The sequence below is a fragment of the Virgibacillus salarius genome (assembly GCF_039521925.1).
Lineage (GTDB): Bacteria > Bacillota > Bacilli > Bacillales > Amphibacillaceae > Virgibacillus > Virgibacillus salarius.
In genome coordinates this window covers 1-23166 of sequence record NZ_BAAACY010000125.1, presented here as the reverse complement: position 1 = coordinate 23166, position 23166 = coordinate 1, and the positions used below count along the sequence as shown (strand labels likewise).

Below are 23166 nucleotides of genomic sequence, written 5' to 3'. Positions count from 1 at the left end.
AAAAAAGTGGTACTCACCAAATTATTGGCGAGTACCACTTTTTATTTTACTGGGTTTTGTCCCAGCCCCAATGGCCGCCTAGACAACCTTTATTATTTACACTGACTGACTTGACAGGGTGGATTTCAATATAACTTTGTATACTCAGAGTCTAGTTCAGAGTTTCCTTATCTAAACTTCCCTTAACCCTTAACTCTCCCTCTTCAGGAGATATCTGATTAGAATATGTGCAAAACTACATGTTTATTGCAAAATTACGGCACTCTTGAGCACAATGTAAGCAAGTTTTACCACAATATTGTGATTGCTGATCAGGGTGTTGTAAGCAATGATTTCCACAAACCTCACAAATCTGTGCGCATAACGATGCAATAGATTTTGCAAAATAACTGTTACGTGCAATACTCTTAGCAGTTAACGTACAGATATCAGCGCAGTCCCTCAGTAGTCTTAATTGTTCATTTCTATGGCTAGAACTATCCATTTGTAGAATTGTATATATGGTAGATTCACAAACAGCTTCACAATGTTGGATTGTTTTAATAATTTTATGATAAGGCAAATGACTCTGATCCGTTTGATAGGACAAATGATTCTGATTAAACATTGTATCGTACATATAAATTCCTCCAGAGTTTTTTTAATTTCATAACAGTTTTATGATATGTATGGATATCTACCTATGTTTAAGACATAAGCCTACTTTTTAAAATTAGTACTAACCTAATTGGTCTTTTCAGTTGGTTCACAAAACTTCAAACATAGTTGCATAAATATCGATTCCACAAAATTCATAGTTATCTACTTTTGCTAAAAAACATAAATAAATGAATAAAAGTTCTCACATTATTAATTATAAAAGAAGACAAGATATATAGGAGATGATTACCATAAAAATAAAAAAGAAAAGCATTGTAATTCTAATAAGTGTTCCTTCAAAGTGGATTTAACAGTATTTGCTTATAATGGCTTATTTGACTCCAAAAAGCCAATGAGTATTGAAAAAGTCTATGAGGCTAAAGGGATATACTAAGAATGTTGAGGGGAAAATAAAGGAATTTGAGGAGCATTTTGCTAACGAAGTTTAGATATAACCGCCGTATACAGAAAAATATGTGGAGAACTGATTAAAAAGAAGGTAGAATTATATGAATATGTTATTGATAATTCAGTTGTTAATTAATAATATAAGAATTCATTTATACTCGTTGGGGTAATATGAGAACGTTTTATATTAATTGCAATTCTGGAATTACTATTCAATTAAAGAAAAACGAAATAATTTATGTAAGGGGGATGAAAAATTACCGCAAGCCAAAATGATAAAACCTCTTTTTAAAATTTTTTCCTTCCTCTTTTTTGTTGATAATATCCACTAATCGGCTTACTATAAAAATAGAAGGTGGGAGGGGATCTAGAATAATGAAACTTCATATAATTGCTTCAGTTATAGCTGTTTTAATAATAATTTTTATACTAACTCAAAAAAATATAAAAAAGAAATTAGATTTAACCGTAATTGTTATTGCTGCTATGCTTATTTTTATTGTAGAAAATCAATGGATTTGGATATCGGTTTTCGTACTTACATTAGTTTATTTTGGAATAAAATATGCAAAAAGTACGGGTGATTCTTGATAGATTGAGCTATCCAGCCTAAACCACATACTATCTCAACTAGGCTTCTATTAGTACCCTTTTTTCTAGTACATTATTAAAGTAACTATAGTGTGAGGTGTTTTCCATGCAAGCTGTCTTAGTCTCTTATTTCTTCAGTTTTTTTGCCTGTTTTCACACCTCTGAATAATTAAGTTTATTTATATAATTACTTTAACTCCATAATTCTATATAGGAAGTCATAAGTCCTGTTATTTCACTGACCCAATTTTCACTCCTGCTTGATGAGTAACGTAGTAAATATCAAGCAGGAGAATCAAAATTAAAAGGTGCCGAATTCTAGTTTGATCCGTCTATTTTAGATGTGCCTTTTACCGGTGCTTTAACACATGTTTTCTTGTGATAAAAAAGAGTAGCAATGCAACGAGCATTTCAGCAATTGGAAGTGCTAACCACACACCAGCAATACCAAAGAACTTTGGTAATAACCATAGTAAAACCAAGATAAAAACAAAGCTTCTTAACAAAATAATAATGATCGATGGGCGAATTTCTCCAATGGACTGAAAATAAGTCATGTAAACGAAATTAAATCCAAGGAAGATATAGCCTATGAAAAACAATCGAATGCCCTGCACAGCCAATTTACGTACCTCATCAGATTCGAGTCCGAAGAGTGATACGAGTAAAGGTGCAGCAAACAAGCCGATGAGAAGTAGGATTCCCCCCAGCGTGAACGATGCCTTCTCGCCAATCCTTACACTCTCTTTGATTCGCACTTTCTCTTTTGCTCCATGGTAAAAGCTAATTAATGGCTGTAGTGCTGACTCTATTCCAAAAAATGAAAGGAACATGAAGCCGTGCAAATAATTGACGACTGAAAAAGCAGCGACTCCTTCTGTGCCAAGCAAACCAACGACTGCTAAGTTATACCCAGCAACGAAGACAAGGGTTCCCGCTTCAGCTAGAAAGCTTGGGAAGCCGATCGAGAAGATGCTTCCAAGCATTTTCCATGACCACTGGAACGAAGGGCTTCTTAGATTCGAATGCTTTTTAAAGAAATGGAGCAATAGGACGAGTAAACCAGCGAAGCTTGCAAGGGCAGTTGCAAGCGCGGCGCCTAAGACTCCTAACTCCAAGACGAAAATCATATAGTAATTTAGCCCGATATTAATAATTGCAGTCGCACCAAGCGCAACCATCGACAAGGTTGGGCTGCCATCATTTCGGACAAAGATGCTGAGCAGCTGTTGTAAAGCAATTAGCCAACCAAGCAAGAACATAATCTTCAAATATTCGACGGTATGAGTAAGGGTATCTGTATTTGCGCCTAGCAGTTTTGCAATCGCCTCTACATTAACATAACCGAAAACGCCAACGATTAATAGCAGCAATAACGCACTGACAATAGCCAATGAAAATACACTTCTTGCTTTAGTCAACTGCTCGCCTCCGGTATAGATCGAATAAATGGTTCCCCCACCAATACCGATCCATAGTGCGATCGAGAATATTAACGAGAAAACTGGCATGGCAAGGTTGACACCAGCTAGCCCTTCAGCTCCGACCCCGTTACCTACAAATATTCCATCGATAAGGATATTTATCGACATCAGCATCATTCCTAATAATGAAGGAAAGAAATACTGAAAAAATACTTTCTTAACGGATTGTTGTTTCAAGTTTGCATGTGCTCCACTCATCTGTCATTCCTCCTACAACTACTTACAAAAGAAAGTATAAACCTTCAAGCTACTTGAAGGTCAATCTTTTATTTACTAAATACCTAAATTTAAGCTGCATATACTGATTTATACTTAATGACATACAAATGGATTGCAGTAATATTGAAAAGAAGCACAGTTTTAAATCAGGAGCAAATTGTCAACAGAGTACTAAATACATGAGTAGTTATCAATATCCAATTTAACAGGGGAGGAATTTTTTGGTTCGTATTCGAATAGATGTATGGTCTTTAACACTGACGCTATAGTAGATGAGTAGTACTTAAAGGACATTGTAATGAAAATGCCCTTTAAGTTTATCCACTCTATTACATTATAGATTGAGAGCAGCGAGAGTGGATATGGCTTGGGAAAGGGGCTGCTCATAAATCTTTTCCCGTTTTCTAACTAAGCTACACATGTTTTCAAACATAAAAAGTCCCCCGTAAAAAGGAGGAAAAAGAGAAGGTAAACATATAGAAGATAATTTAAAATCATCTTGTGTATTAGTTTACGTAATACGTTTATTGCATGTTTGTTATAAATTACTCACTTTTTCATATTTTTTTATAGCTGATCAACACTATTTACTATCCTCCACCTTTTATTCCTGAGGCAAATTTATTTAAAGCCTATGGTTTTAAAAATCTTGATAGTACTGGTAACAACATCTCAGGGTTAGGCATATGGTCCTGTCCTTCTAGTTGAAAATATGCTGAGTTTGGAATCGCCTTGCTAAGTTGGTTGGCAGTATCATGTATAGAAGTAGGGCTTTCTTCGCCAACAATTATTTGTGTTGGTGTAGTTAGACGAGCAGCTCGTGTAACAGGTGGTAAATCCAAAGCTAATGTAGTATCGTAAGCAAGGGTAGGGGCAAGTGCTACCATCGTTTCCCATTGTGGTGATTGCTGCATACCCATAATCACTTCTTTAGGTGTACCGATCCCTTCCAAGAAAATACGGATTGCTTGGTCATGCTTACCACTATCAAGCAATCTATATAATCCCTGACTTAACGCTTTGAATTCTTCTTGGTTTGCCTCATCGTTTGAATAGGCAGGGTCATACATAACCAGCTTTTTTACTTTCTGGCCAAGTCGGATTGTAGCTTCTAGCGCAAGAATAGCTCCAGAAGAATGTCCGTATATATTAGCTCTACCTCCAGCTACGTCTATCATCGCTTCAATGTCTTCTAGTTCACGTTCCATTGCGTATGGCATTGTATTACCACTGTTACCCCGCCCACGTCTGTCATAATTGTAGACTGTAAATTCTTCTGCAAACACCTTGGCATCATGCAAGACTGGTGCAAATGAGCGGAAACAAGTGGCTCCTGTTATAAAAATTAGAGCAGGTCCTTTACCATAGGTATCATAAGCTAGCATTGTACCATCTTTTGATCGGGTTGTTTTCATGATTTATCCCCCTTTATTTAGTTGTTCTTTTAAGCGATTTTATTACCATTTTTCTTAATCCTGTCAACTATATCAAATTATTTTAAACGATACTTCTTCTCGATTGCTATATTATACCATTTATAAAGTGAAGCAGATTATTTATAACTAGCTTAACTAAATAAAGGCCACCCATGTTAACTGGGTGACGATTCTGAGGTCATTCTAAAGAACTATATAGAAAACAAACGAATTGCAACAAGCCATTTTATCTCTGGACGTACAGAAAACTGGCTTGTTGTCTAGTATCATATAGTCTTATTCTTATCTAATAAACTATGGATGGAATAAAAACACAGATTATTTAAACCATCCTTATTACGTTTGGTAATTCATCCGTAAGATATAACTTTAGGAAATATTAAAAATTAGTGGAATTTATACTATGAGACCTGTCCAATCATTTTCCTTTGTATGTTCATAAAATGAAATAAAAGAAAGGAGGATGGTTATGTGTTATTGTCATTCTTGTAATAAAAAACACCATCATCTTTGTGACTGGTGTAAAAAGAAGTTCCATTGTGATTGTTTCCATTGCAAAAAGAAAGAATGTTTTTATTATTTCCATGATGAAAGCCATGACTGCTGTGATCATTGTAGAAAGAAATTTGAAAAGAAATTTAAAAAGAAATGTCGCTTTTGTGACTCATATTATTAAATGTTGGAATTATTAAAACGGTCTAGCCCTCACCATGGTGGGGGCTTTTACTTGTTGCTAGTACTATATTTATATTGTATGTTTCTCCTAAGTTAAAGGTGCAAAAATATTTCTATTTTAGCTTTATAAAAGAAGAGAAAAGGAATTGTTAGGCTTTTCACAATGCATATAGTGCCTATTTGTTATGGCATAGAGGTTATTCCGTAGCTACAGTTCAAACGGAACATCGTATCAAAGCAGTTGCAACTGTTAGTGCAGTGGATTTCGGTGAATGGTACGTGGAGAAGATAGTGCTGAAAGGCAATTGCAAACACTTGAAGTCGTTGCGAAGCAGCGTACTGTAGAGACAAATGGAACAGAAGCTGACACACGCAGTTATAGTGAACAATTCTACGAATGGTCCAAAGGAATTGTTCTGGGTTGAAGGTGCAACACATGTTGCTTTGTATGATATCCCTGAATATGTAAATCAAGCTGTACCTAAGTTAACAGCGTTTTTTGGCAAGATTCTTTAAGAAATACGTTTAAAAAAGCAGCTTGGAATCATTAAAGCTGTTTTCCTGTACATTTTAGGAAAACAGCTTTTTCATAATGCGAAAGGTTGTGAGCCGTATGAGAAAGAACAGTATAGAAAGGAACGTTAAGAGGATATTACAAAGCTTCAATATTTTGTTTGATTATATTATGTTAAAAATTAGTTAGAAAATGTAACTTAGCCTCCGATATAAACACTTTCACAGCTTCCCGCTGCCGGTTCATAATAACAATGGTTTTTATATTGACCAGAAAAAGGTTGATCATACCATGTTGGAGGGCACGGTGCATATGGATTAAAATACCAAAGAGCATATTTCCCTGGATGTTCCCTCCAATAATCCAAATTCTTTTTTGCTAGTTTTTTTTCAACAGATCTTGCCCTATTGTAAAAGAGATTTCCTTTTTGAACAGCTTCAAAAGAATAATTCCCTCCTTGTACTTGAAATATAACTTGTGAAATGGTTTTAACATCTCTAAAATCTAGACAATCTGCTTTAGCACGATTAACGATAACATTTCCAACATATAACATTCCTTGTTTTCCTTCACCTTCAGCCTCTGCTCTCATCATCCTTGCCATCAAGTCAACATCAGAACTTCGATAATTTACTCTTGCCATTTTTTCACCTCAGTTTATTGTATGAAAAAAACTACATTAAAATTATCATTTATAAAGATTAATGTTCCAGTATTTACTGTACCTTCGTAAAGAAACTAGACAATATAGCTAGTAATTAGTAAAATAACTTAACATGACAAGGGGGACTATTCGGATGAAATCAGGTCAAAAAATAAAACAGTATATTGATGATAATCATTTAGATGTAGAATATCTGGAAGTAAACGAGTCCTGTCACTCCGTTCGGGAAGCTGCAAATGCTGTAGGAGGTAGAATCTGCGAGTTTGTTAAGAATATTTGCATGATTAGTAAAGAAGGTCAATTAATTGTAGCAATTGTCAATGGTCAAGACAGAGCAAGTACATCAAGGGTAGGCAAGGCATTACATATAGATCGTCCACGTCTAGCGGATGAGGATGAGGTATTACGACAAACAGGTTATCCAATAGGAGGAGTTCCATCTTTTGGTTTTGCTGCAACCTTTTTAATCGATCCAAAAGTAACAGAATTAGAATATGTTTATACAGGTGGAGGCTCCATTAATTCATTAGTAAAGATAAACGTTAGAACGTTAATAGAAGTTAATAAGGGGATAATTGCAAGAATTCGAAAATAATATTTTATAAAGTGAAACCTCAATCAGTGGGGGGGCTTACTGCCAGTTATATGTGGGATAAAATCATCATACGTTAAATTTCCCTTTAAATACGCTTTAAAAACAAGGATTTATGATTGTACCAATATTTGTGCTAAGATTAATTTTATGGTTAATAAATCTAGCCATAGTATGTTTTTCGTATCAATAAAGACATCGTGATATAAGATGTTATAATGCTATATTATAGAATTTTACTAGATGTAATAACCACCACTAGTGAATAAAAAGAAGGTATGGAGTTGGAATTTTTAACTGAAAAACTAATAGTTATAGCTTTATTTATCTTTATCATTCATTCTATTGAAACACTCGCTTATGCTGTTAGGTTATCTGGGGCGAGAGTAAAGATGATTGCTTCAGCGTTATCTCTCTTTAATATAATGGTAATGGTTTCAAGATTAGCTAATATGATGCAGCAACCTTTTACAGGTAGTTTAATCGATACCGCACCAGTTCATAATGCTCAAGAATTTGTAGAAACACAATTTCGCATTCTCATAGGTGCGTCAACAATTGGGACAGTATTTGGAATCCTATTACTTCCTACTTTTATAGCACTCTTCTCAAGGGCAATCATTTACCTATCTGAAGAGAGAGGTTCTGTTCCATCTTTATTTAAGAGAATTGTTTCTTTAGAGTATATGAAGCGTGGATTAAAGCATGTTAGTTTACCAAGATTTACATACTTGAAAGGTACTACGCTCAAGGATATTCCAATTAGATTGTTTTTTGTAAATATGATAATAACCGCAATTTATACAATTGGCGTGCTATCTGCCTTATACGCAGCATTACTGGCTCCTGAGCGTTCGTCCACAGCAATTATGGCATCAGGTTTAATAAATGGGATTGCAACAATACTGCTAGTTATCTTCGTAGATCCAAAGGTTTCGATAGTAGCTGACGATGTAGTTAACCGGAGAGGAAGTTATCAAACACTTAAAAACATTTCCTTGCTGATGATTATCTCGAGGCTATTAGGAACGCTGCTTGCACAATTGTTGTTTATACCAGGGGCGAAATATATCGCTTGGTTTACTCATTTTATTGTTTAATGTTCGGTAAAAGCTACGTGCAATAGTTAGAAAAACACATTTTATGCTGAAGCTCTCACTATAATCAGTGAGGGCTTTCTATTGTTATTTGCGGCTATCATTCCATCAAAATGTAAAAGCGACGATAACTTCGTTACTATCTATTATTAAATCTGTTTCAGCAGTGGGGAGGGAATTGCGGTATTTGGTTTTGAAAAAATGTTTCTAGCAGCTACAGCTATTGCGTTAATCGGAAGCTTACTGCCAATCCGTTCAGTGACAAGTGTAAAGTAAACTAGATTTTACTTTATAAGAATTAGAATCGGAGTCTTTAAAAATATATGGTTCCATAAAAAGGTGGTATGTGTTTAATCAGAACCTGTACCACCGTTTCTCTTTACATTGTAGTTTGTTAGATTTGGTTATGTAATTTATTTTTGGGTAAAATTACGCAGGAATATATTCCCTTTTGTCGAATAGTAGAAGATGAGGGGAGGGAATATTATTAAGCAAATTAGCGAATTTATTATAAATGGTGATAGTTATTTTGGTGAAGGATATTATATTAAATACGATAATAGCTTACATATTACTGACTTTGATCATTCGATATTTAAAGTATTTAGCAGATTATTCAGAAGTATGGTAATAGTAACAGATTTGAAGTTAACTGGACCAGGCGGATTTGAAGTTAGTTTTAGCGGGAGCTACTTTATAGATGAAGTAGACTATGATGTAATAATATTAATTAAAAATTAATAGTCGTAGGGTCTAGGGCGAAACTAACATAGTTAACCCCAAAGCTGAACGATAAAAAAGCATAGTCAAAAAACGTGACTCCTTGAAAAAGAAGAACGCTTTTTCTGCGTGCGATGTATCGCTGCGAAATCTTCCTTATCCTTCGGAAACAGCTGAGCTGAAGATTCCGCAGAAAAGCGGTCTTGCTTTCCAAAGGAACTGAAGCCATCGCTGAAAACGTATTATTTTAAAGGAGTGATGATAGAATCTATACATTGAACTGATTCTTCAAATGAAATTGTTCAGGTGATTATGTGATAAATACTTTAATCCGATTGTTAATAAGCTAGTAGAAAAATTTATTGAACCAACAGACGATTTTAATGCTAGAGTTTTATTCCATATATTGTTTAGTGTAACGATTTTATCTACTTTACTAACAGTGATCGGATCTTAGATTGGCATGAAAGAGATAAGTCTAGAACCGATTCAAAACTTCTTTTATGCCTGGCCCGAAATTTTTTCATAGCTTTTTGGATTGAAGTTTTGATTGCACAGCCGACGGCACGATTTGTTATGAAAAATTACACAAAATACAGAAAAATAAGGAGAAAAGCCTAAATGTGTAATACACTGACTTAAAGGTTTTAAGTGTAAACGAAAGATGATGATTAGAAACTCTAAACTTAGTGAAGTAATCTAATAGTTAGTTATAGTTAGGGGATGGACACCGTATTTTATTGGACGCATGCCCTTTCGTTTTGTCTTTTATTTGCTTGTTATTTTAGTAATTGAGTTTTTTAATAGTATTTTTTTACTAAATCAAGAAAATTTTTTATATTGGGGGATAATTCCTTATCTTCTTTCCGACTGCAAAGGTATACAGGTCGTTTAATATCAACGCCTTTAACTTTAACTCTCCCCACCTCTTTACGATTCAAGTGTTCTTGTATAGCGAGAGAGGGTGCTAGCATTACACCATATCCGGCTATAACTGAACGAATAGATTCATTTAAACCATGAAACTGCAAACCTACACGGGGAGGTGTAACACCGTGAACCCTACATAATGAAAAAAGAATTTCTCTTGTAGAGCTCCCTTCCTCTCTTAATAAAAATGGCTCTTGAACTAAATCGGATAGTAATATCTCTTTTCCATCGTATTTGTGACCTATCGGGACAATAAACCAAAAATCGATATCCACTAGGTGGTGGAGGTTTAAGTCTGATTGGTTCCAATCTTCGTTTACTACAAAAGCAATGTCTGCCTTATAGTGAAGTAATTGTTCAATTACTTCATTTGAATTACCACTATATAGTTCTACTTTTACTAGGGGTGAGTCTTTTTTTAGTTTAGCTAGCCATAAGGGTAATAAAAAATTAGCTGGTAAATAAGTTGATGCTATCCGTAAATTTTCTTGTTTTCCATTTTCTAATTGCCTCAGTTTATATTCAATGTCTTTTTCCATATCAAATAAACGTTCAGCGTGTTTAAATAAAAATTGCCCCTCTTTAGTCAGTTTTATTCCTCTTCCTTCTGCTTTAATTAACTTCAATCCTGTTTCTTTTTCTAAATTACGTATTTGAATGGTTACAGCAGGTTGACTAATAGAAAGAACTCTTGCAGCCTCGGTAACACTCCTTATAGATGCCACAGTAGTAAATATTCGAAGTGAGTGAAGATTCATTGATAAAACCCTTTCATAAAAAAATCTTATAAAAAAATTTAAAATATATATTAGATTTATCATTATATAATGTATACCATTTATATAAAGGGTAGTAAAGGGGGGGAGAAATATTGAATACACCAATCGGTGAAGAAGAATTCACACACCAGAGAAAACAAAAGAGGCATAGAAAAATATATGTCATTTCCTTCCTTACTGTTATGTCAATAATTGGCATTGGAACATGGATATGGGAAATAAAAGGAGGCAGCTATCATTTCTTCGTTTTAATTCTTATTGGATTAGGAGCCTCTTTTTTGGGGACTTTAGCGGGAGGAGCTGGTTTAATTACTATACCAGGTATGATGTTAACTGGTATTCCAATTCAAACGAGTATTGCTACGAACAAGTTCTCCTCTGGCATAGCTGCATTTTCAAGTGTATTTTATCTCATTCGTCATAAGGAGCTTTCAATAAGGTCTATAATGAGTAATTTATTAGTAGCATTTTTAGGAGGAATGGGTGGATCGTTATTAACTTCCCATATTCATGAAAAGACGATGAATATTGTAGCATTCTTATTACTTAATCTTGCATTAATAGTGACATTGATAAATAAGAAATGGACAGCTAATATCCAATTTGATCAACAGCCTCTTACATATAAGATGAATTTATATATTCCTTTGTTTGTGGCTGCCTATGATGGGGGATTTGGCCCAGGTTCTTCTACATTTAGTATTATTTATTATATGAAAAACAGCCATACTTATATGAAGGCTGTCCAAATGACGAGGGTTCTAATCCTAGGAAGTTGTGCAGGGGGATTTATTGTATTTTTTCAAACAGGATTTATCATATGGTCTTATGCAATTTCAATGGCTATTGGTTCTATTATTGGTTCGCAGATAGGTCTTCTACTTCTACCTAAAATCCCTCAAAAAATAGCTGAAAATCTTTTACTGATAATCATCTGCCTATTAATTATACAGATGATTTATAAATTAAAATAAATAGCACGTAATTGTGCTCAATTCAAGACTAGATTAATCCAGGAATCTCCTTATATTTTAATATTCTTTGTTATAAACAAATTAATTATTTTGATTTCTTATATATTGCTTTATTGTAACAATTTATTTGCTTAGTCTTTAAGTTCGATTTATACGCATATTTAGGGTACAAGCACTAAATGATACTTGTTATATATTTGTTGGGATAACATGTCTGGTAAAGCTATTTCTATGTCGAATTATTTGAAAATATTTGTAATATCATCCATTAAAATATATACTTAGTTTATATTTTAATAGAAAGTGAGTGAAACATTATGAAAGTCTGCTCTTTTCACATAACCAATACTATAAAGGTGCGGAAGAGTTAATAAACCAAATAATATTCTTCCGCATAAAAAATCGGAGGAATTGGATTGTTTAGTTATTATGGTAAGTTAAGTACAGAGCTTTATGATTTCACTAAACCAGTTGGTCATTCCGTACAAGGTGATATTGAGTACTATTTTGGGATACTAAAAGGTACAAAGGGACGGATACTAGAGGCGGCATCAGGATCAGGACGATTCTTAATTCCTTTGTTAGAAAAAGGTTATCATGCTGATGGTATTGATTATTCTAGCGAGATGTTAGCCTCTTGTCGTAAACGTTGTGACAAAAGAGGATTAAAGCCAAATTTATATGAAGCTAATATATGTGATTTTTCATTGTCTTTAAAATATGAGGTAATTGTGATTCCAACCGGTTCTTTTTGTTTAATAGAAAATATAAAAGATGCTAAAAATGCTTTAAAATGTTTCTATAATCATCTTATCCCAAATGGACGCTTAATACTTGATCTATTAATACCAAGTGATTGGAATACAGGAGAAATTTTCACTTCAACTTTTTCTTTATCTAGTAATGAAGGTATCATATTGGAAAACAAATCAATTGAAATTGATTGGGTTGAACAATATACATTATCTCACTTAAGGTATGAAAAATGGAAAAAAGGTGAATTACAAGACACGGAATTACAGAAGTTTGTCATACGTTGGTATGGGGTGGAAGAATTCAAACTACTTTTGGAGAAAATAGGATTCTCTCAAGTAACATGTTCGGCAGAGTACAATTATCAAAAACTACCTTCGAAACAAACCAAATTAATTACTTTTGAAGCTGTAAAAAAATAATTCATACAAAGATAGTTCTAGTAGTTGAAGAACCCATTTTGGATATTATTCAAAATGGGTTCTTTTTGTAGGTTCTTTCATAAACAGAAGACTTCTACCTTAAACGTTGCTACTTATTTTCAGATAAATACCGCTATAGTGATGTTAGCAAACCGGGGAATTTTTTATTAGATACTTTCGTTAATCCCTCTATTAGATCCTATCCTCCTTATGGTAGAACTGCTACTCAATTTTTAGGTGGTTTAGCTAAGATAGGAACCCATAATTCGTGTCTTGGTTTATGCTTTGGTCCATAATAACACTCGATGCATGGCAGGTTAGCAAGTTCGTAGCCTGAATTGGGGACCCATTCTGTATATAACCTTTTCCAAGCATCTACGATGTTTGGAAAGACCACCCATAGACTTGCAGGAATTATCAACGTTTCCATCTCAGTGGGAGGCTCTTCATTATATCTTACTCCCATAAAATAATTAAACTTTTCCTCTGTTATAGCAGCTTCTTTTCCACAAATACCTAGAAGACCTTCTAATGTACATTTGGGATTTTCCCATGACATATCGATTAACTTTTTAGTAAAACCATTCTTTTTTGAGGCATTCCAGAGTGATGGTATTGTTTTAAACGCACGACTTGTTTTTATAGTATTACTCCTACCAACAATTCTCAAATCAAATTCTACATTTTCAATTCTATAATCCATTTCGGAATCTCCTTTAATCGTTATTTGAAAGGTGATTCTAGGATAGGCTTTTAATGGTATGCTCTTTTTTCTTATCGCTGAAGGCTTTACTCCATGCATTTTTTGAAATGCACGAGAAAAAGAATCAGCAGATGAATAACCATATTTCATTGCAATATCGATGATGCGACTCTCACTTTGTTGGATTTCAAATGCAGCGAGAGTTAAACGACGCCTTCTTATATATTCTGATAAGGGTATACCTGCTATAGATGAAAACATTCTAGAAAAATGATACTCAGAACAACAAGCGGCTTGTGCGATCTTTTTATAGTCTATATCTTGAACTAGGTTATCTTCAATGTAGTCTAGTACATGATTCATTCTATCTAGCCATTCCACGTATTCTTTCCCCTTTCAATACTTACTATATAAAAAAAAGAATGTCTATATCCGACAATTGATGCACCGAAAAGTCGTCCTTTAAAGAAACTACTATTTAGCATCATCGAGCTACTTAATTTTAGCATAAAAATATGATTTAGTTTTACGAATAAAAGTGCAGAAATAAGATTAAAGTTTAATTGTATCAGCTTGAATACATGCTTTGTGGTCTAATCCTTTAAGTAGGGGGCATTTCTTTAAAAACAAACAGTAAATGGGGTACCACCAAGGAGAGATGATACGGATAATTAAAATTTATGCAAAATTAGAACAACCAGGCACTAATGACAGCAGTGTATATCTACACTTCTATGAATCCATAACTGACATTTTATTTTATAAGATGCTGTCTCAAGAAGGTTCGCCTGAGTTGGTTAGATCCGAAAAAACATCCCGGATCACTAAAAAAGTAGTGCGGGATGTTGTCTATGTAACATTGAATTTATTATCTAAAGTGTACTTTAAACTTTCGAGACAGCCTATGCATTTTATTCAACTTTAAAATCTACGGGATTAATACAATAATTCAGAACATAAAAATGAATAGATTTAATTTTTTTTGAAATTATCTACCAATCCCCACACAAAAAAAACAATACCTAAAATTAAAGTAATTACAGTAGCAATCATTAAACCGTCTGGAATAAATAACATATGTTCTGCGAATACTTCATCGCTCCATTCTGTTGAACTTATAACCCCCATTGCGCCTGAAATATAACGTACTCCATAAAGAAAGGTAGCCATATATAGAAACGAAATTCCCACATTTATTTTGTTCATAATTTTTATTTCTCCCTTAGTTTTAAAACTTAACTACACGATATTGACGTTCAACCCATTTTTTCGCATAGACATATTTTGTAGCGTATTTTTGCTCTTGTTTCACCTTATAGGTTTTATATACATGTCTATATTCTAATCTGTATCTTCCGTAAGGATAAGAAGGATATATATAATTGACGGTTCTGCTATAAGATTTTCCAATACTAAAACCAACAAATGAAGTTAACTGACAAATCTACAAATACTTTCTTGCTTTTTAATATGGCATAAATCCAATGAACGAGCTTATTAGCACAACAATGGTGGCAACTTTGTGAGGCTTATCTTCCTTTTGCTTGCGTTGATAAAAGGCAATAAGCTTTTTATTTCGATTTTTAGCCAGGCCGCATTGAACAGCTGAATAAAGCGCTTGAGGTAATCTTGATGAACCTCTTTTTGTAATGTGGTTAATGGATGCTTGAATTTGCCTGATTTGAAGACACTTGGATCCAATCCGGCAAAGGCAACCAATTTCTTAGGACGATGGAACAGGTAGCTATCCCTAATTGCGGAAAGGATTGTTGCCGCAATCTTTTCTCCGACTCCGGGAACGGATTGAGCCAATTCATAATCGTCAAAGGTCTTGGCCAAGGCATTTCATTTCCTTTCGTAATTTGGATAAATGCTCCTGGTATTGAAAAAGCTTCTGGATGTACATCTGTAGACTAAAGACATGGCCTCGGCAGATCGGAACTTGAAAAGGATTGCGGGCAGTCGCATCCTTTAATTGAGCTGCTTTATGGAAAAACCATGCGTCGGAACGTCTTGATCCGAGCTGACGGTATCTCCATGACCAATGCCTGTTGAGAGACTTTTTGAATATCCGCGGAAGTCGGATAATGCAGTAAGGAGTTCAGGGACAATTTGCCGCAAAGTTCACTAAAAACGCTATGAAATTCCGGGAAAATCTGATCCAGAGCAGCCTGAAACTGAGTTTGATTTCAACGTAGCTGTCCCTTAAAGCGCTGTGTTGTCTGGTTAATTGTCTCAGATTCAGGTATTGTTCGGTTTTCCTCTGAAACATTTCCAGATCTACAACTCCCCTAGATGGAAGGCATCGATTTTGTCCGTTTTCACCTTACGCAGGCTTTTTTTCGAGCTTCATAGGAAATGACTGGATTGATGACATAATAGATTATATCATAATCCTCAAGAAACTGAGGCACAGGTTCGTGATAGTGCCCAGTTGATTCAAAAATGACAGCCAAATGTTCATTTTGCAGAGAAATGAACATTTTTAAATATTATTTGTAGTTCATTTGTGTTCAATATGATGCACCTATGTGGAGTAGGGGAGACTCCTTTTCAAAAATAATATGTAAAAAGAATTTGACATTTTCACCGTAAGTGATACAATGATGATTGTAAAATACTTTTGACATTTTTGATGAGGAGAAAAAATATGGATTGGATATTTTTAGCTTTGTTTTTCGGCATGTTAGGGATTAGTGCAATCCTGATCATCTCTACTCTTGTATCCTTACCACGATTGGGCGATGAGAGAAAAGATCTTATTAAAATGAAAGCCCAGTCCTACACATTTGCAATTGTTATCGGATACGCTTTAATTGAAATGGCTAGAAAAGTTTATATAGTTTTCTGGGGTAATGGTTCTTATGAAGGAATAAATCCATTTACCTTTCTTGTAACAACTTCAATCGTATATTTAATCTCATTACTGTTTTTTAAAAAGAAATACGGTGATTAGAATGAAAAACCATATTAAGAAATTAAGACGATCAGTTAAAATATCTCAAGAAGAACTGGCCAAACTCTGTAAGGTATCCAGACAAACAATAAATGCGATTGAAAACGATAAATATGACCCTACTTTACAATTAGCGTTTAACATAGCCAATGTCTTGGAAACAACAGTAGATGAGCTATTTATCAATAAATGAAAAGATCAGCAATCGGGCGCGATTGTAGAACATCAATAGCCAAATTCTCCGCTAGAAACAAAAGGGAATTTGGCTATTGTATTTCTTAAAATTGATCGTAAACCATACCACGTAATTTCAATAATTCATCCTTGAGGCATTTATTTTCTTCTTCAAGGTTTTTTATTCAGTTATTTTTAGCTGCGATAAGCGAATCTTTACTGACATCCGTCATATTTTGTTTTATGGTTTGTGGTGAATTTAACCCTTCTTGTTGACCATGTTTAAAACTTAATGGTACTATCATTCCTGTGGGTTTGATAGTTTATGATTTTCATGTTGCTTTGCTTGCACTAAGTCATACATTAGAATTGTGACACCTATTAAAAGCAAAGGGATACTTAATATATAGGGAAGCCATCCAGAGATTTCATTTAAAACTGAAGCAAAACTACCAATTCAAAAACTCTAATCTTCCATATTACATATATATCGCAATAGACAAATGCATTAGACCGAATAACTCTATGCCAGAGATGAACGTAACGCAACCAACTAATTGTAAACTCTTTTTCATAGTCTAGGAAATTAAGGGAAATATAAGATTTTCCCCTGTGGATAGATATGGGGTGTTTAGCCGTGTCCAGCTCCCAGAAACTAAGCGATTTCACGAATCGTCCTATGAAAAGTCACCATCGGCTCGCAAGCATACCGTGATTAAAACGATATAATAAGCTGAAGTTCAAGCCGAGACTAAACGAGGAGATTAGCAGGACCAAATACACCTATGAGGGAACCAAAGTAGGACGCATTTTCAAGCAGAAGTGTTTTCCTAAAATATGGTACTTTTATATATTGACAATTAAATTAATTAGTAAATGATTTTTATGATGAATAATATGTTTTAGAGGTAGAGGGGAAAGGGGAACGTAGGCATCTCAATTAGATGTCATTTTATAGATTTTTTTAGCCGTAATATATATACAATAAAGAATTATTGTGGAGTGAGAAGGTATTATGATTAATTTGAGTGGCTTAGAACCAGGTATTCGTAATTTAGTTGCAGCGTTTATTGAAAATGGTCGTCCATCTGTACGGAATCAAAGTATTGATGAACGACGGCAAGGGTACTTAGACACAGTTCCATTAGCCGGAGATGCCATGCCTGTTATGGATATTTTTGAGCAGAAAGTGGATAACTTAATGATTCGTATATACAAACCATCTGATCAAAATAATCTACCAATAGTCATTTATTATCATGGAGGTTGTTTTGTGAGTGGTAATTTTGAAACACATGATCGGCAATTGCGAATGTTGTCGAATAAGGGAGGGGCTATCATTATTGCAGTTGATTACCGACTTGCACCAGAACATGTCTATCCATCAGCGCATGATGATGCTGAAAAAGCTGCGCATTTCGTTTATCAGAATGCTAAGACATGGGGCGGTGACCCTTGCAATATTACGATTGCAGGAGATAGCGCAGGTGGGCATCTTGCTCTTATTACCTGTTTAAGACTAAAAAGACAAGCTGAATGGAAGCCGAAGAGACAAATTCTTATATACCCTATGCTAGACGCGTATGGTTCAAGTGAAAGTTATAAAAAGTATGGGGATGACTATATTATTACACGGGATGCTTTGTTAAGTGGCTTTGAAGCTTACTTATCAGGTATATCTCCGGAGCACCCAGAAGCTACTCCTCTAAATCGAAAAGACTTATCAGGACTACCAGAAACCTATATACTTACTGCTGAATTTGATCCACTTGTTGATGAAGGTGAGAATTTATATAGAAGGTTATTACAAGCAAATGTAGATTCGCATTGTAAACGTTACGTTGGAGTAAATCATGGTTTTTTTCAACTCACTGGTATTAGTCTAGCAGCTAGGAATGCCATTCTTGATATTGCAACCATTATTGCAACAAAATCCCAATTGTGAATATAGGATGCTGTTATTATGCTAGTTGATTATCGTTTTCGACATTCACTAAAAAAGTATGATTTTAGCAAATGTATAATGATGAATTACGTTTACTTTAGTTTAGAAAAGCCCCGTCTCAATAATGGACGGGGCTTTTCTGAACGGTATGAAAAATAAATTAACGTTAATTAGTATTTATAGTTCCAATATTCTCAAGTTCTTTATTGTTGCTCAAAGGACAAGTCATTTCGTTACAACGTATGATTTTATTGTTAGCTAATTCAAAAATCGCTATTACTTCAACATCGCCCGTTTCTCCGTTTTTCTTATTTACATGAACAATATATCTGAGAGTTACTGTTTGTTTGGCTTCGTCAAACAAAAAATCATCAAAAGGAGAAACTGACATGGATGCTACATGCTCTTTTAATGTGACGATATGATTTGTGAAATCAATCATATTTGTACGCACTCCATCGGTTACTTGAATGTATTGTTCACTAAAATATTCAGGAATTTGATTAATATTTAAGTTCACAATAATTTCCTGATAAACTTCCGTAAAAAATTGATATGCTTGTTTTTTATTCATCATCTTTTCCTCCTTGGATAATTTGACCAGACCAAGCGTCCAAAAATCTTATGATAACTTTTAATTCAGATTCAGAAAATTGATCAAGTAATTTAGAATACCGCTCTTTAGCTGTTTGATGTAGTTTGTCATGGATGATCGATAACTTGTGTCCTGAATCAGTTAAAGCGTAATAAATGGCTTTCTGATTAGATATTTTCTTCTCTGCAATGATCATATTTTTCTCAATTAAGGTGTGAATCGCTTTAGAAACAGCTGGTCTAGAAATCCCTAAGCTTTTTGCTAAAAATGCATTGTTAACCCGTGTTGGATTATTCTTAATCAAAGAGACAATATGCATTTGTGTTAAGGTCCATTTATTTCCATCGATTGAATTTTTGTAAGAAGTATAGTTAGAGCTCTTTAATTTTTTCTCACGTTGTACAATAAAATTTTCAATTGCAGCAATTGCTTTTTCTATCTCAGAAGTTTTCATATGTACCTCCTTTATTTTTGTTAACAGGTTAACAATATTTTAACATGTATGAATGAAATGTCAATTTTTCCAATGAAGAGTACGCTTGAGCAAAAGTGAAAGCTAAAAGCAAAATACTGATAAATTGCAACTTCAATCAGTTGGGGTGTTACTGCCAGTTATATGCAGGATAAAATACTAACTATAACAGACAAGAGCTTAGAGGAAAGCATAAGCGTTCTATTTCGAGTGAATATTGACAGTAGATCATTCATTCTTACAATAATGTCATCAAGATGAAAGGTAATTCTATGGCTAGTAGCTATCTGATCTTTTACGCTATGAATAAATATGATATTAAAGTAGATGAAGAATATGTTGAGGATACTATTCATTTTGCTAGCCATTATAGTTATAGCTCTGTTTGCCTTTACTGCGTTAGTAAAAAATGAAGTGGCAGATATGCTTAATCCTCTTATTCCTAAAACGAGTGTTTACGTAAAAATTGACGGTACTGCTAAAGAGGTGGAAGGACCAAGATATGAATATACATTATCGGGGTATGAAAAATCTGGTGATGTACGAACTGTAACATTTTCGGCTAGTAAAAAACTACGGGAGGGAGCTTATATTCGCTTAACAACTAAACGTAGTTATGTAAAGGAATGGGAGGAAGTTCCATATGATACTATACCAGAAGATGCGAAAGAAAAACTGTGAGTTCCATTCTATTAAATATACACAGGTATGTTGATGGGAGCTAAGTAGTTTGACAAGTAAATTTGATTTGCTCACTAAAATGATCTAAAGACAAGTTACACAAATTGATCTATATGTAAAAAAATAAAATGAAACTATCATCAGTGGGGATTCTGTTTATTCCCCACTGATTGTTCCTACCACAAGGGTATGACCTAATGGCCTTATACCAATCGGACAATTACTGGCAGTCGATCCCTCACTTACTAATATTGGCTTTCCTTGAAGTGGGAATGTTACTGCCTGTGATAATGCTGGATACGATAGGCAATGAAAATCAAAATACGATATTTGGTAGCGAATAGTAAAAACCGTAAATATCTTTCATTTACGGTTTTTTTGCGTATGATAGAATTCATGATGTAAATATCTTCATGTAATGCTTACTATTCCGACATTTTATTCGTTTATTGATATTCATTAAATCTATTGTTATATTGGAAGATGTATATATTTTTATATAAAGGGGGTAATTATTTGAGATTTTGGATAGGTTTAGGACTAGCTGTTATTTTTGAGGTAATCGGTGTAATTTTTTTAAATTATTCCTACGGACTAACCAAGCTTATCCCAACGATCATTGCGATTACTTTTTATTTATCCTCTATTTTATTATATATGTGGAATACTAGAGGAAAAGAAGTAGGAGTAGTTGGGGCATTGTTTGCTGGACTTGGGACGATTATAATCCTTTTAGTAGGTTTTTTTGCATTTGATGAAAAAATTTCCACACTTAAATTAATAGGTATTATTTTGATCCTAATAGGTGTAGTTAACCTTAGTAAAAACCCTAAACAAAAAGGAGTGGTGCAGAAATGGGAATATCTCTCTTAATGATATCAACCATTTGTGCTGTTGTTGGCCATATATTTGTCAAAAAAACAGATGGTATGACAAAAATAAGGTACATATTGTCAGCATTAGTTTCGTTTATGGCAGCTATAACGCTATTATCCATTGCTATAAAATACATGAATATGGGTATAGCTTTTGCGATATGGTCAGGACTGTCTATTGTCTTTAATAATTTATTTAATATAATCGTATACAAAGAAGAATTTTCTTTTCGTAAATTAAGAGGTCTATTATTCATTATTGCAGGCGTTGTTATATTAGAAGCCTTTTGAATGAATAAGGTAAAACCAAAATAATTACGTTACATACATCTCACATATGTCAATATAGTCAGTTAGAAAGCTATGTTGACATATAGTAGATTATTAAAGTGCTAAGGAATTTTCTTGTTTAACGTAATTTTCTGTCAATTAAGACGTAGATCACATATCGCATATATTTATACTATATATCTTTAGTTTTTAAATGTCAATAGTATATATTCCTAATAGTAATTCTTAAGAATCAGCAGGATGATAGAAGAAAGAACTTTTGTGCTGGTTTTGTACAAACAAGCCAGTTATATTCTTGATGAGGTTAATGGCAAGGGGGAGAAATTACGTAATCAATGTAGTAAGGAAAATCGGCTTTTTAAGTCTATAGATGTAAAAATTACTAGATTCTATCATCTGGTAATAGGGATAAAGCTCAAACTTTTTCTATACCAGCCTGTGTTATTAATGAATACCCTTATCTTAGGGGATTTGCAAACTCCATAATTTCTCGGTTAACTAGCAATAGATCTATTTAGTTATTCTGATAATATGTACCAAACTTCTTAGAAGGTGAAACTTCAATCAGTGGGGGTACTTTCTTTTCACTACTGAGTTGTTAGTACCACAAGGATATAACTTAAAAAATTTTGCATTTAATGGAAGTGGATCCATCGATTACCAATATTTTTCACTTTATTGCTTGAAGTGGGGGTCTTGCTGCCAGTTATATGAAGAATAAACAGTAATGAAAAACAGAAGCTTGTAACTCTGACACAATAAAGAGAGTAAGCTTCTGTTTCTTATATTTCTATGTATAAATTAAAAACGTTAAGAAAGAGGAGTATCGCTTATTTTTATTATCCTTTTATATGTTAATGCTCTTTAGATTTCATTTTTGCTGGCAGTATTAATCGCTCTCCTTTTTCGTAAATAACTAACAATTTCCTTATAATAGTAAGCTTCGGTACTATTTGATACACAAGTATTGCAACTAGAATACTAATTATGGCTCCTACAAAGACATCTGCTGGATAATGTACACCTACCCAAATTCGTGATAGTCCTAAAATCAAGGCTAACATCATCCAAAACACCTTCGCTTGCTTTTTGAAAAGCCAGAAAGTCATACAAAAAGAAAAGAAGAATATCGTATGATCACTTGGAAAAGAATTATCTACCGTATGTTCTACAAGCTTATGGACATTAGCAAGTTCAGCAAAAGGTTGATGATTAGAATGGAATTTCCCTACAAATTTTCCGACTATTTCTGCTAACACAAACGTAATGGAGCCGCAAATAATCATAAGCTGATTGTTTTTTTGTCTTCTAAACCAGAAAATGACGATGCCTAGAACTAAAAAAAATATCATATATTCAGCAATGAACGTCATAATTGGATTTAGTATGGAAAACTCCTTACCTAGATTATTCACCATTCGAAACAAGTCAATATTCATTTGATTAAGATTCATAAAACTTTCCTCCTTAGGGTTCTGAGGAAAGTATAGTTATTTTATTTACAATAGAATCAATTTCATAATTGCTGTTTTTAAAAATGCATAGAGTTGTTCCTTGATGATTTTTAAGTTTTTTTA

At 33.8% G+C, this 23166-nt stretch carries 23 protein-coding genes and 1 pseudogene; 13 read left to right on the top strand and 11 right to left on the bottom strand.

Annotated elements, in window-relative coordinates; translation table 11 throughout:
- Positions 1-235: 235 nt before the first annotated feature.
- Positions 236-619 carry a four-helix bundle copper-binding protein gene (locus ABDZ84_RS15990; protein ID WP_026682507.1) on the bottom strand — a complete coding sequence of 128 codons (384 nt, stop codon included), beginning with the start codon at positions 617-619 and terminating at the stop codon, positions 236-238.
- Between the two features lie 803 nt (positions 620-1422).
- Between ABDZ84_RS15990 and ABDZ84_RS15985 the strand changes: the two genes are divergently transcribed.
- Positions 1423-1638: a hypothetical protein gene (locus ABDZ84_RS15985; protein ID WP_034679495.1), complete on the top strand. Its 216-nt coding sequence runs from the start codon at positions 1423-1425 to the stop codon at positions 1636-1638.
- Between the two features lie 350 nt (positions 1639-1988).
- On the opposite strand, the gene ABDZ84_RS15980 is transcribed toward ABDZ84_RS15985, so the two are convergent.
- Both ABDZ84_RS15980 and ABDZ84_RS15975 read right to left on the bottom strand, forming a co-directional pair.
- Positions 1989-3320, bottom strand: coding sequence for an MATE family efflux transporter (locus ABDZ84_RS15980; protein ID WP_026683123.1), 1332 nt, complete (start codon positions 3318-3320; stop codon positions 1989-1991).
- A 653-nt stretch (positions 3321-3973) separates the two neighbouring features.
- A complete protein-coding gene (locus tag ABDZ84_RS15975; RefSeq protein WP_026683124.1) occupies positions 3974-4756 on the bottom strand; it encodes an alpha/beta fold hydrolase in 783 nt (260 codons plus the stop codon).
- 968 nt (positions 4757-5724) lie between these two features.
- Between ABDZ84_RS15975 and ABDZ84_RS15970 the strand changes: the two genes are divergently transcribed.
- Entirely contained in the window at positions 5725-5877 is a 153-nt protein-coding gene (locus ABDZ84_RS15970; RefSeq protein ID WP_161629303.1) for a hypothetical protein, read from the top strand.
- Positions 5878-6165: 288 nt separating this feature from the next.
- On the opposite strand, the gene ABDZ84_RS15965 is transcribed toward ABDZ84_RS15970, so the two are convergent.
- The gene (locus ABDZ84_RS15965) at positions 6166-6609 is read right to left on the bottom strand and encodes a cell wall hydrolase (RefSeq protein ID WP_026683125.1); all 444 of its coding nucleotides are present in this window, start codon (positions 6607-6609) and stop codon (positions 6166-6168) included.
- Between the two features lie 154 nt (positions 6610-6763).
- Here ABDZ84_RS15965 and ABDZ84_RS15960 point away from each other — a divergent pair, with 154 nt between their 5' ends.
- From ABDZ84_RS15960 to ABDZ84_RS15950, 3 genes are all read left to right on the top strand, one after another.
- Positions 6764-7225 carry an aminoacyl-tRNA deacylase gene (locus ABDZ84_RS15960; RefSeq protein WP_026683126.1) on the top strand — a complete coding sequence of 154 codons (462 nt, stop codon included), beginning with the start codon at positions 6764-6766 and terminating at the stop codon, positions 7223-7225.
- Between the two features lie 281 nt (positions 7226-7506).
- A complete protein-coding gene (locus tag ABDZ84_RS15955) occupies positions 7507-8322 on the top strand; it encodes a lipid II flippase Amj family protein (protein WP_026683127.1) in 816 nt (271 codons plus the stop codon).
- A gap of 465 nt (positions 8323-8787) precedes the next feature.
- Positions 8788-9060: a hypothetical protein gene (locus ABDZ84_RS15950; RefSeq protein WP_026683128.1), complete on the top strand. Its 273-nt coding sequence runs from the start codon at positions 8788-8790 to the stop codon at positions 9058-9060.
- Between the two features lie 779 nt (positions 9061-9839).
- Here the strand turns inward: ABDZ84_RS15950 and ABDZ84_RS15945 are convergent.
- Positions 9840-10727, bottom strand: a complete 888-nt coding sequence (locus tag ABDZ84_RS15945; protein WP_026683129.1) for a LysR family transcriptional regulator — start codon at positions 10725-10727, stop codon at positions 9840-9842.
- Positions 10728-10840: 113 nt separating this feature from the next.
- On the opposite strand from ABDZ84_RS15945, the gene ABDZ84_RS15940 reads away from it, so the two are divergent.
- Positions 10841-11722 (top strand): sulfite exporter TauE/SafE family protein, encoded by an 882-nt coding sequence (locus ABDZ84_RS15940; RefSeq protein WP_240455745.1) that lies wholly within the window; start codon positions 10841-10843, stop codon positions 11720-11722.
- Positions 11723-12138: 416 nt separating this feature from the next.
- Positions 12139-12897: a class I SAM-dependent methyltransferase gene (locus ABDZ84_RS15935; RefSeq protein ID WP_026683131.1), complete on the top strand. Its 759-nt coding sequence runs from the start codon at positions 12139-12141 to the stop codon at positions 12895-12897.
- A 226-nt stretch (positions 12898-13123) separates the two neighbouring features.
- Here ABDZ84_RS15935 and ABDZ84_RS15930 read toward each other — a convergent pair whose 3' ends face one another.
- The 3 genes and pseudogenes from ABDZ84_RS15930 to ABDZ84_RS21525 form a co-directional block, all read right to left on the bottom strand.
- A complete protein-coding gene (locus tag ABDZ84_RS15930; RefSeq protein ID WP_026683132.1) occupies positions 13124-13981 on the bottom strand; it encodes an AraC family transcriptional regulator in 858 nt (285 codons plus the stop codon).
- A gap of 591 nt (positions 13982-14572) precedes the next feature.
- Entirely contained in the window at positions 14573-14806 is a 234-nt protein-coding gene (locus ABDZ84_RS15925) for a hypothetical protein (protein WP_121605154.1), read from the bottom strand.
- Between the two features lie 206 nt (positions 14807-15012).
- Positions 15013-16053: pseudogene (locus tag ABDZ84_RS21525) on the bottom strand (IS110 family RNA-guided transposase); the annotation flags it as partial.
- 197 nt (positions 16054-16250) lie between these two features.
- Here ABDZ84_RS21525 and ABDZ84_RS15915 point away from each other — a divergent pair.
- From ABDZ84_RS15915 to ABDZ84_RS15905, 3 genes are all read left to right on the top strand, one after another.
- Positions 16251-16556: a hypothetical protein gene (locus ABDZ84_RS15915; protein ID WP_026683134.1), complete on the top strand. Its 306-nt coding sequence runs from the start codon at positions 16251-16253 to the stop codon at positions 16554-16556.
- A 1-nt stretch (position 16557) separates the two neighbouring features.
- Positions 16558-16749: a helix-turn-helix transcriptional regulator gene (locus ABDZ84_RS15910; protein ID WP_026683135.1), complete on the top strand. Its 192-nt coding sequence runs from the start codon at positions 16558-16560 to the stop codon at positions 16747-16749.
- 996 nt (positions 16750-17745) lie between these two features.
- The gene (locus ABDZ84_RS15905; RefSeq protein ID WP_152525465.1) at positions 17746-18675 is read left to right on the top strand and encodes an alpha/beta hydrolase; all 930 of its coding nucleotides are present in this window, start codon (positions 17746-17748) and stop codon (positions 18673-18675) included.
- 166 nt (positions 18676-18841) lie between these two features.
- Here the strand turns inward: ABDZ84_RS15905 and ABDZ84_RS15900 are convergent, their stop codons facing one another.
- Positions 18842-19249 carry a hypothetical protein gene (locus tag ABDZ84_RS15900; RefSeq protein ID WP_026683137.1) on the bottom strand — a complete coding sequence of 136 codons (408 nt, stop codon included), beginning with the start codon at positions 19247-19249 and terminating at the stop codon, positions 18842-18844.
- A complete protein-coding gene (locus ABDZ84_RS15895; RefSeq protein ID WP_026683138.1) occupies positions 19242-19724 on the bottom strand; it encodes a MarR family transcriptional regulator in 483 nt (160 codons plus the stop codon). Before ABDZ84_RS15895 ends, ABDZ84_RS15900 begins: the two co-directional genes overlap by 8 nt.
- 345 nt (positions 19725-20069) lie before the next feature.
- Here ABDZ84_RS15895 and ABDZ84_RS15890 point away from each other — a divergent pair, with 345 nt between their 5' ends.
- The 3 genes from ABDZ84_RS15890 to ABDZ84_RS15880 all read left to right on the top strand — a co-directional run bounded on the left by ABDZ84_RS15890 (position 20070) and on the right by ABDZ84_RS15880 (position 21589).
- Complete coding sequence (locus tag ABDZ84_RS15890; protein WP_051388473.1) at positions 20070-20423, top strand: YxeA family protein; 354 nt, start codon at positions 20070-20072, stop codon at positions 20421-20423.
- A gap of 516 nt (positions 20424-20939) precedes the next feature.
- Positions 20940-21296 (top strand): DMT family transporter, encoded by a 357-nt coding sequence (locus ABDZ84_RS15885; RefSeq protein WP_026683140.1) that lies wholly within the window; start codon positions 20940-20942, stop codon positions 21294-21296.
- Positions 21278-21589 carry a DMT family transporter gene (locus ABDZ84_RS15880; protein ID WP_026683141.1) on the top strand — a complete coding sequence of 104 codons (312 nt, stop codon included), beginning with the start codon at positions 21278-21280 and terminating at the stop codon, positions 21587-21589. Before ABDZ84_RS15885 ends, ABDZ84_RS15880 begins: the two co-directional genes overlap by 19 nt.
- Before the next feature lie 854 nt (positions 21590-22443).
- On the opposite strand, the gene ABDZ84_RS15875 is transcribed toward ABDZ84_RS15880, so the two are convergent.
- Positions 22444-23043, bottom strand: coding sequence for an undecaprenyl-diphosphatase (locus ABDZ84_RS15875; protein ID WP_026683143.1), 600 nt, complete (start codon positions 23041-23043; stop codon positions 22444-22446).
- Between the last annotated feature and the right edge of the window lie 123 nt (positions 23044-23166).

Coding starts and splice junctions, on each gene's coding strand:
- ABDZ84_RS15990 (WP_026682507.1), bottom strand. CDS start 619: ATGTACGATACAATGTTTAATCAGAATCATTTGTCCTATCAAACGGAT.
- ABDZ84_RS15905 (WP_152525465.1), top strand. CDS start 17,746: ATGATTAATTTGAGTGGCTTAGAACCAGGTATTCGTAATTTAGTTGCA.
- ABDZ84_RS15895 (WP_026683138.1), bottom strand. CDS start 19,724: ATGAAAACTTCTGAGATAGAAAAAGCAATTGCTGCAATTGAAAATTTT.
- ABDZ84_RS15965 (WP_026683125.1), bottom strand. CDS start 6,609: ATGGCAAGAGTAAATTATCGAAGTTCTGATGTTGACTTGATGGCAAGG.
- ABDZ84_RS15880 (WP_026683141.1), top strand. CDS start 21,278: ATGGGAATATCTCTCTTAATGATATCAACCATTTGTGCTGTTGTTGGC.
- ABDZ84_RS15985 (WP_034679495.1), top strand. CDS start 1,423: ATGAAACTTCATATAATTGCTTCAGTTATAGCTGTTTTAATAATAATT.
- ABDZ84_RS15890 (WP_051388473.1), top strand. CDS start 20,070: ATGAAGAATATGTTGAGGATACTATTCATTTTGCTAGCCATTATAGTT.
- ABDZ84_RS15960 (WP_026683126.1), top strand. CDS start 6,764: ATGAAATCAGGTCAAAAAATAAAACAGTATATTGATGATAATCATTTA.
- ABDZ84_RS15875 (WP_026683143.1), bottom strand. CDS start 23,043: ATGAATCTTAATCAAATGAATATTGACTTGTTTCGAATGGTGAATAAT.
- ABDZ84_RS15975 (WP_026683124.1), bottom strand. CDS start 4,756: ATGAAAACAACCCGATCAAAAGATGGTACAATGCTAGCTTATGATACC.
- ABDZ84_RS15910 (WP_026683135.1), top strand. CDS start 16,558: ATGAAAAACCATATTAAGAAATTAAGACGATCAGTTAAAATATCTCAA.
- ABDZ84_RS15915 (WP_026683134.1), top strand. CDS start 16,251: ATGGATTGGATATTTTTAGCTTTGTTTTTCGGCATGTTAGGGATTAGT.
- ABDZ84_RS15945 (WP_026683129.1), bottom strand. CDS start 10,727: ATGAATCTTCACTCACTTCGAATATTTACTACTGTGGCATCTATAAGG.
- ABDZ84_RS15980 (WP_026683123.1), bottom strand. CDS start 3,320: ATGAGTGGAGCACATGCAAACTTGAAACAACAATCCGTTAAGAAAGTA.
- ABDZ84_RS15970 (WP_161629303.1), top strand. CDS start 5,725: ATGGTACGTGGAGAAGATAGTGCTGAAAGGCAATTGCAAACACTTGAA.
- ABDZ84_RS15925 (WP_121605154.1), bottom strand. CDS start 14,806: ATGAACAAAATAAATGTGGGAATTTCGTTTCTATATATGGCTACCTTT.
- ABDZ84_RS15950 (WP_026683128.1), top strand. CDS start 8,788: ATGAGGGGAGGGAATATTATTAAGCAAATTAGCGAATTTATTATAAAT.
- ABDZ84_RS15900 (WP_026683137.1), bottom strand. CDS start 19,249: ATGAATAAAAAACAAGCATATCAATTTTTTACGGAAGTTTATCAGGAA.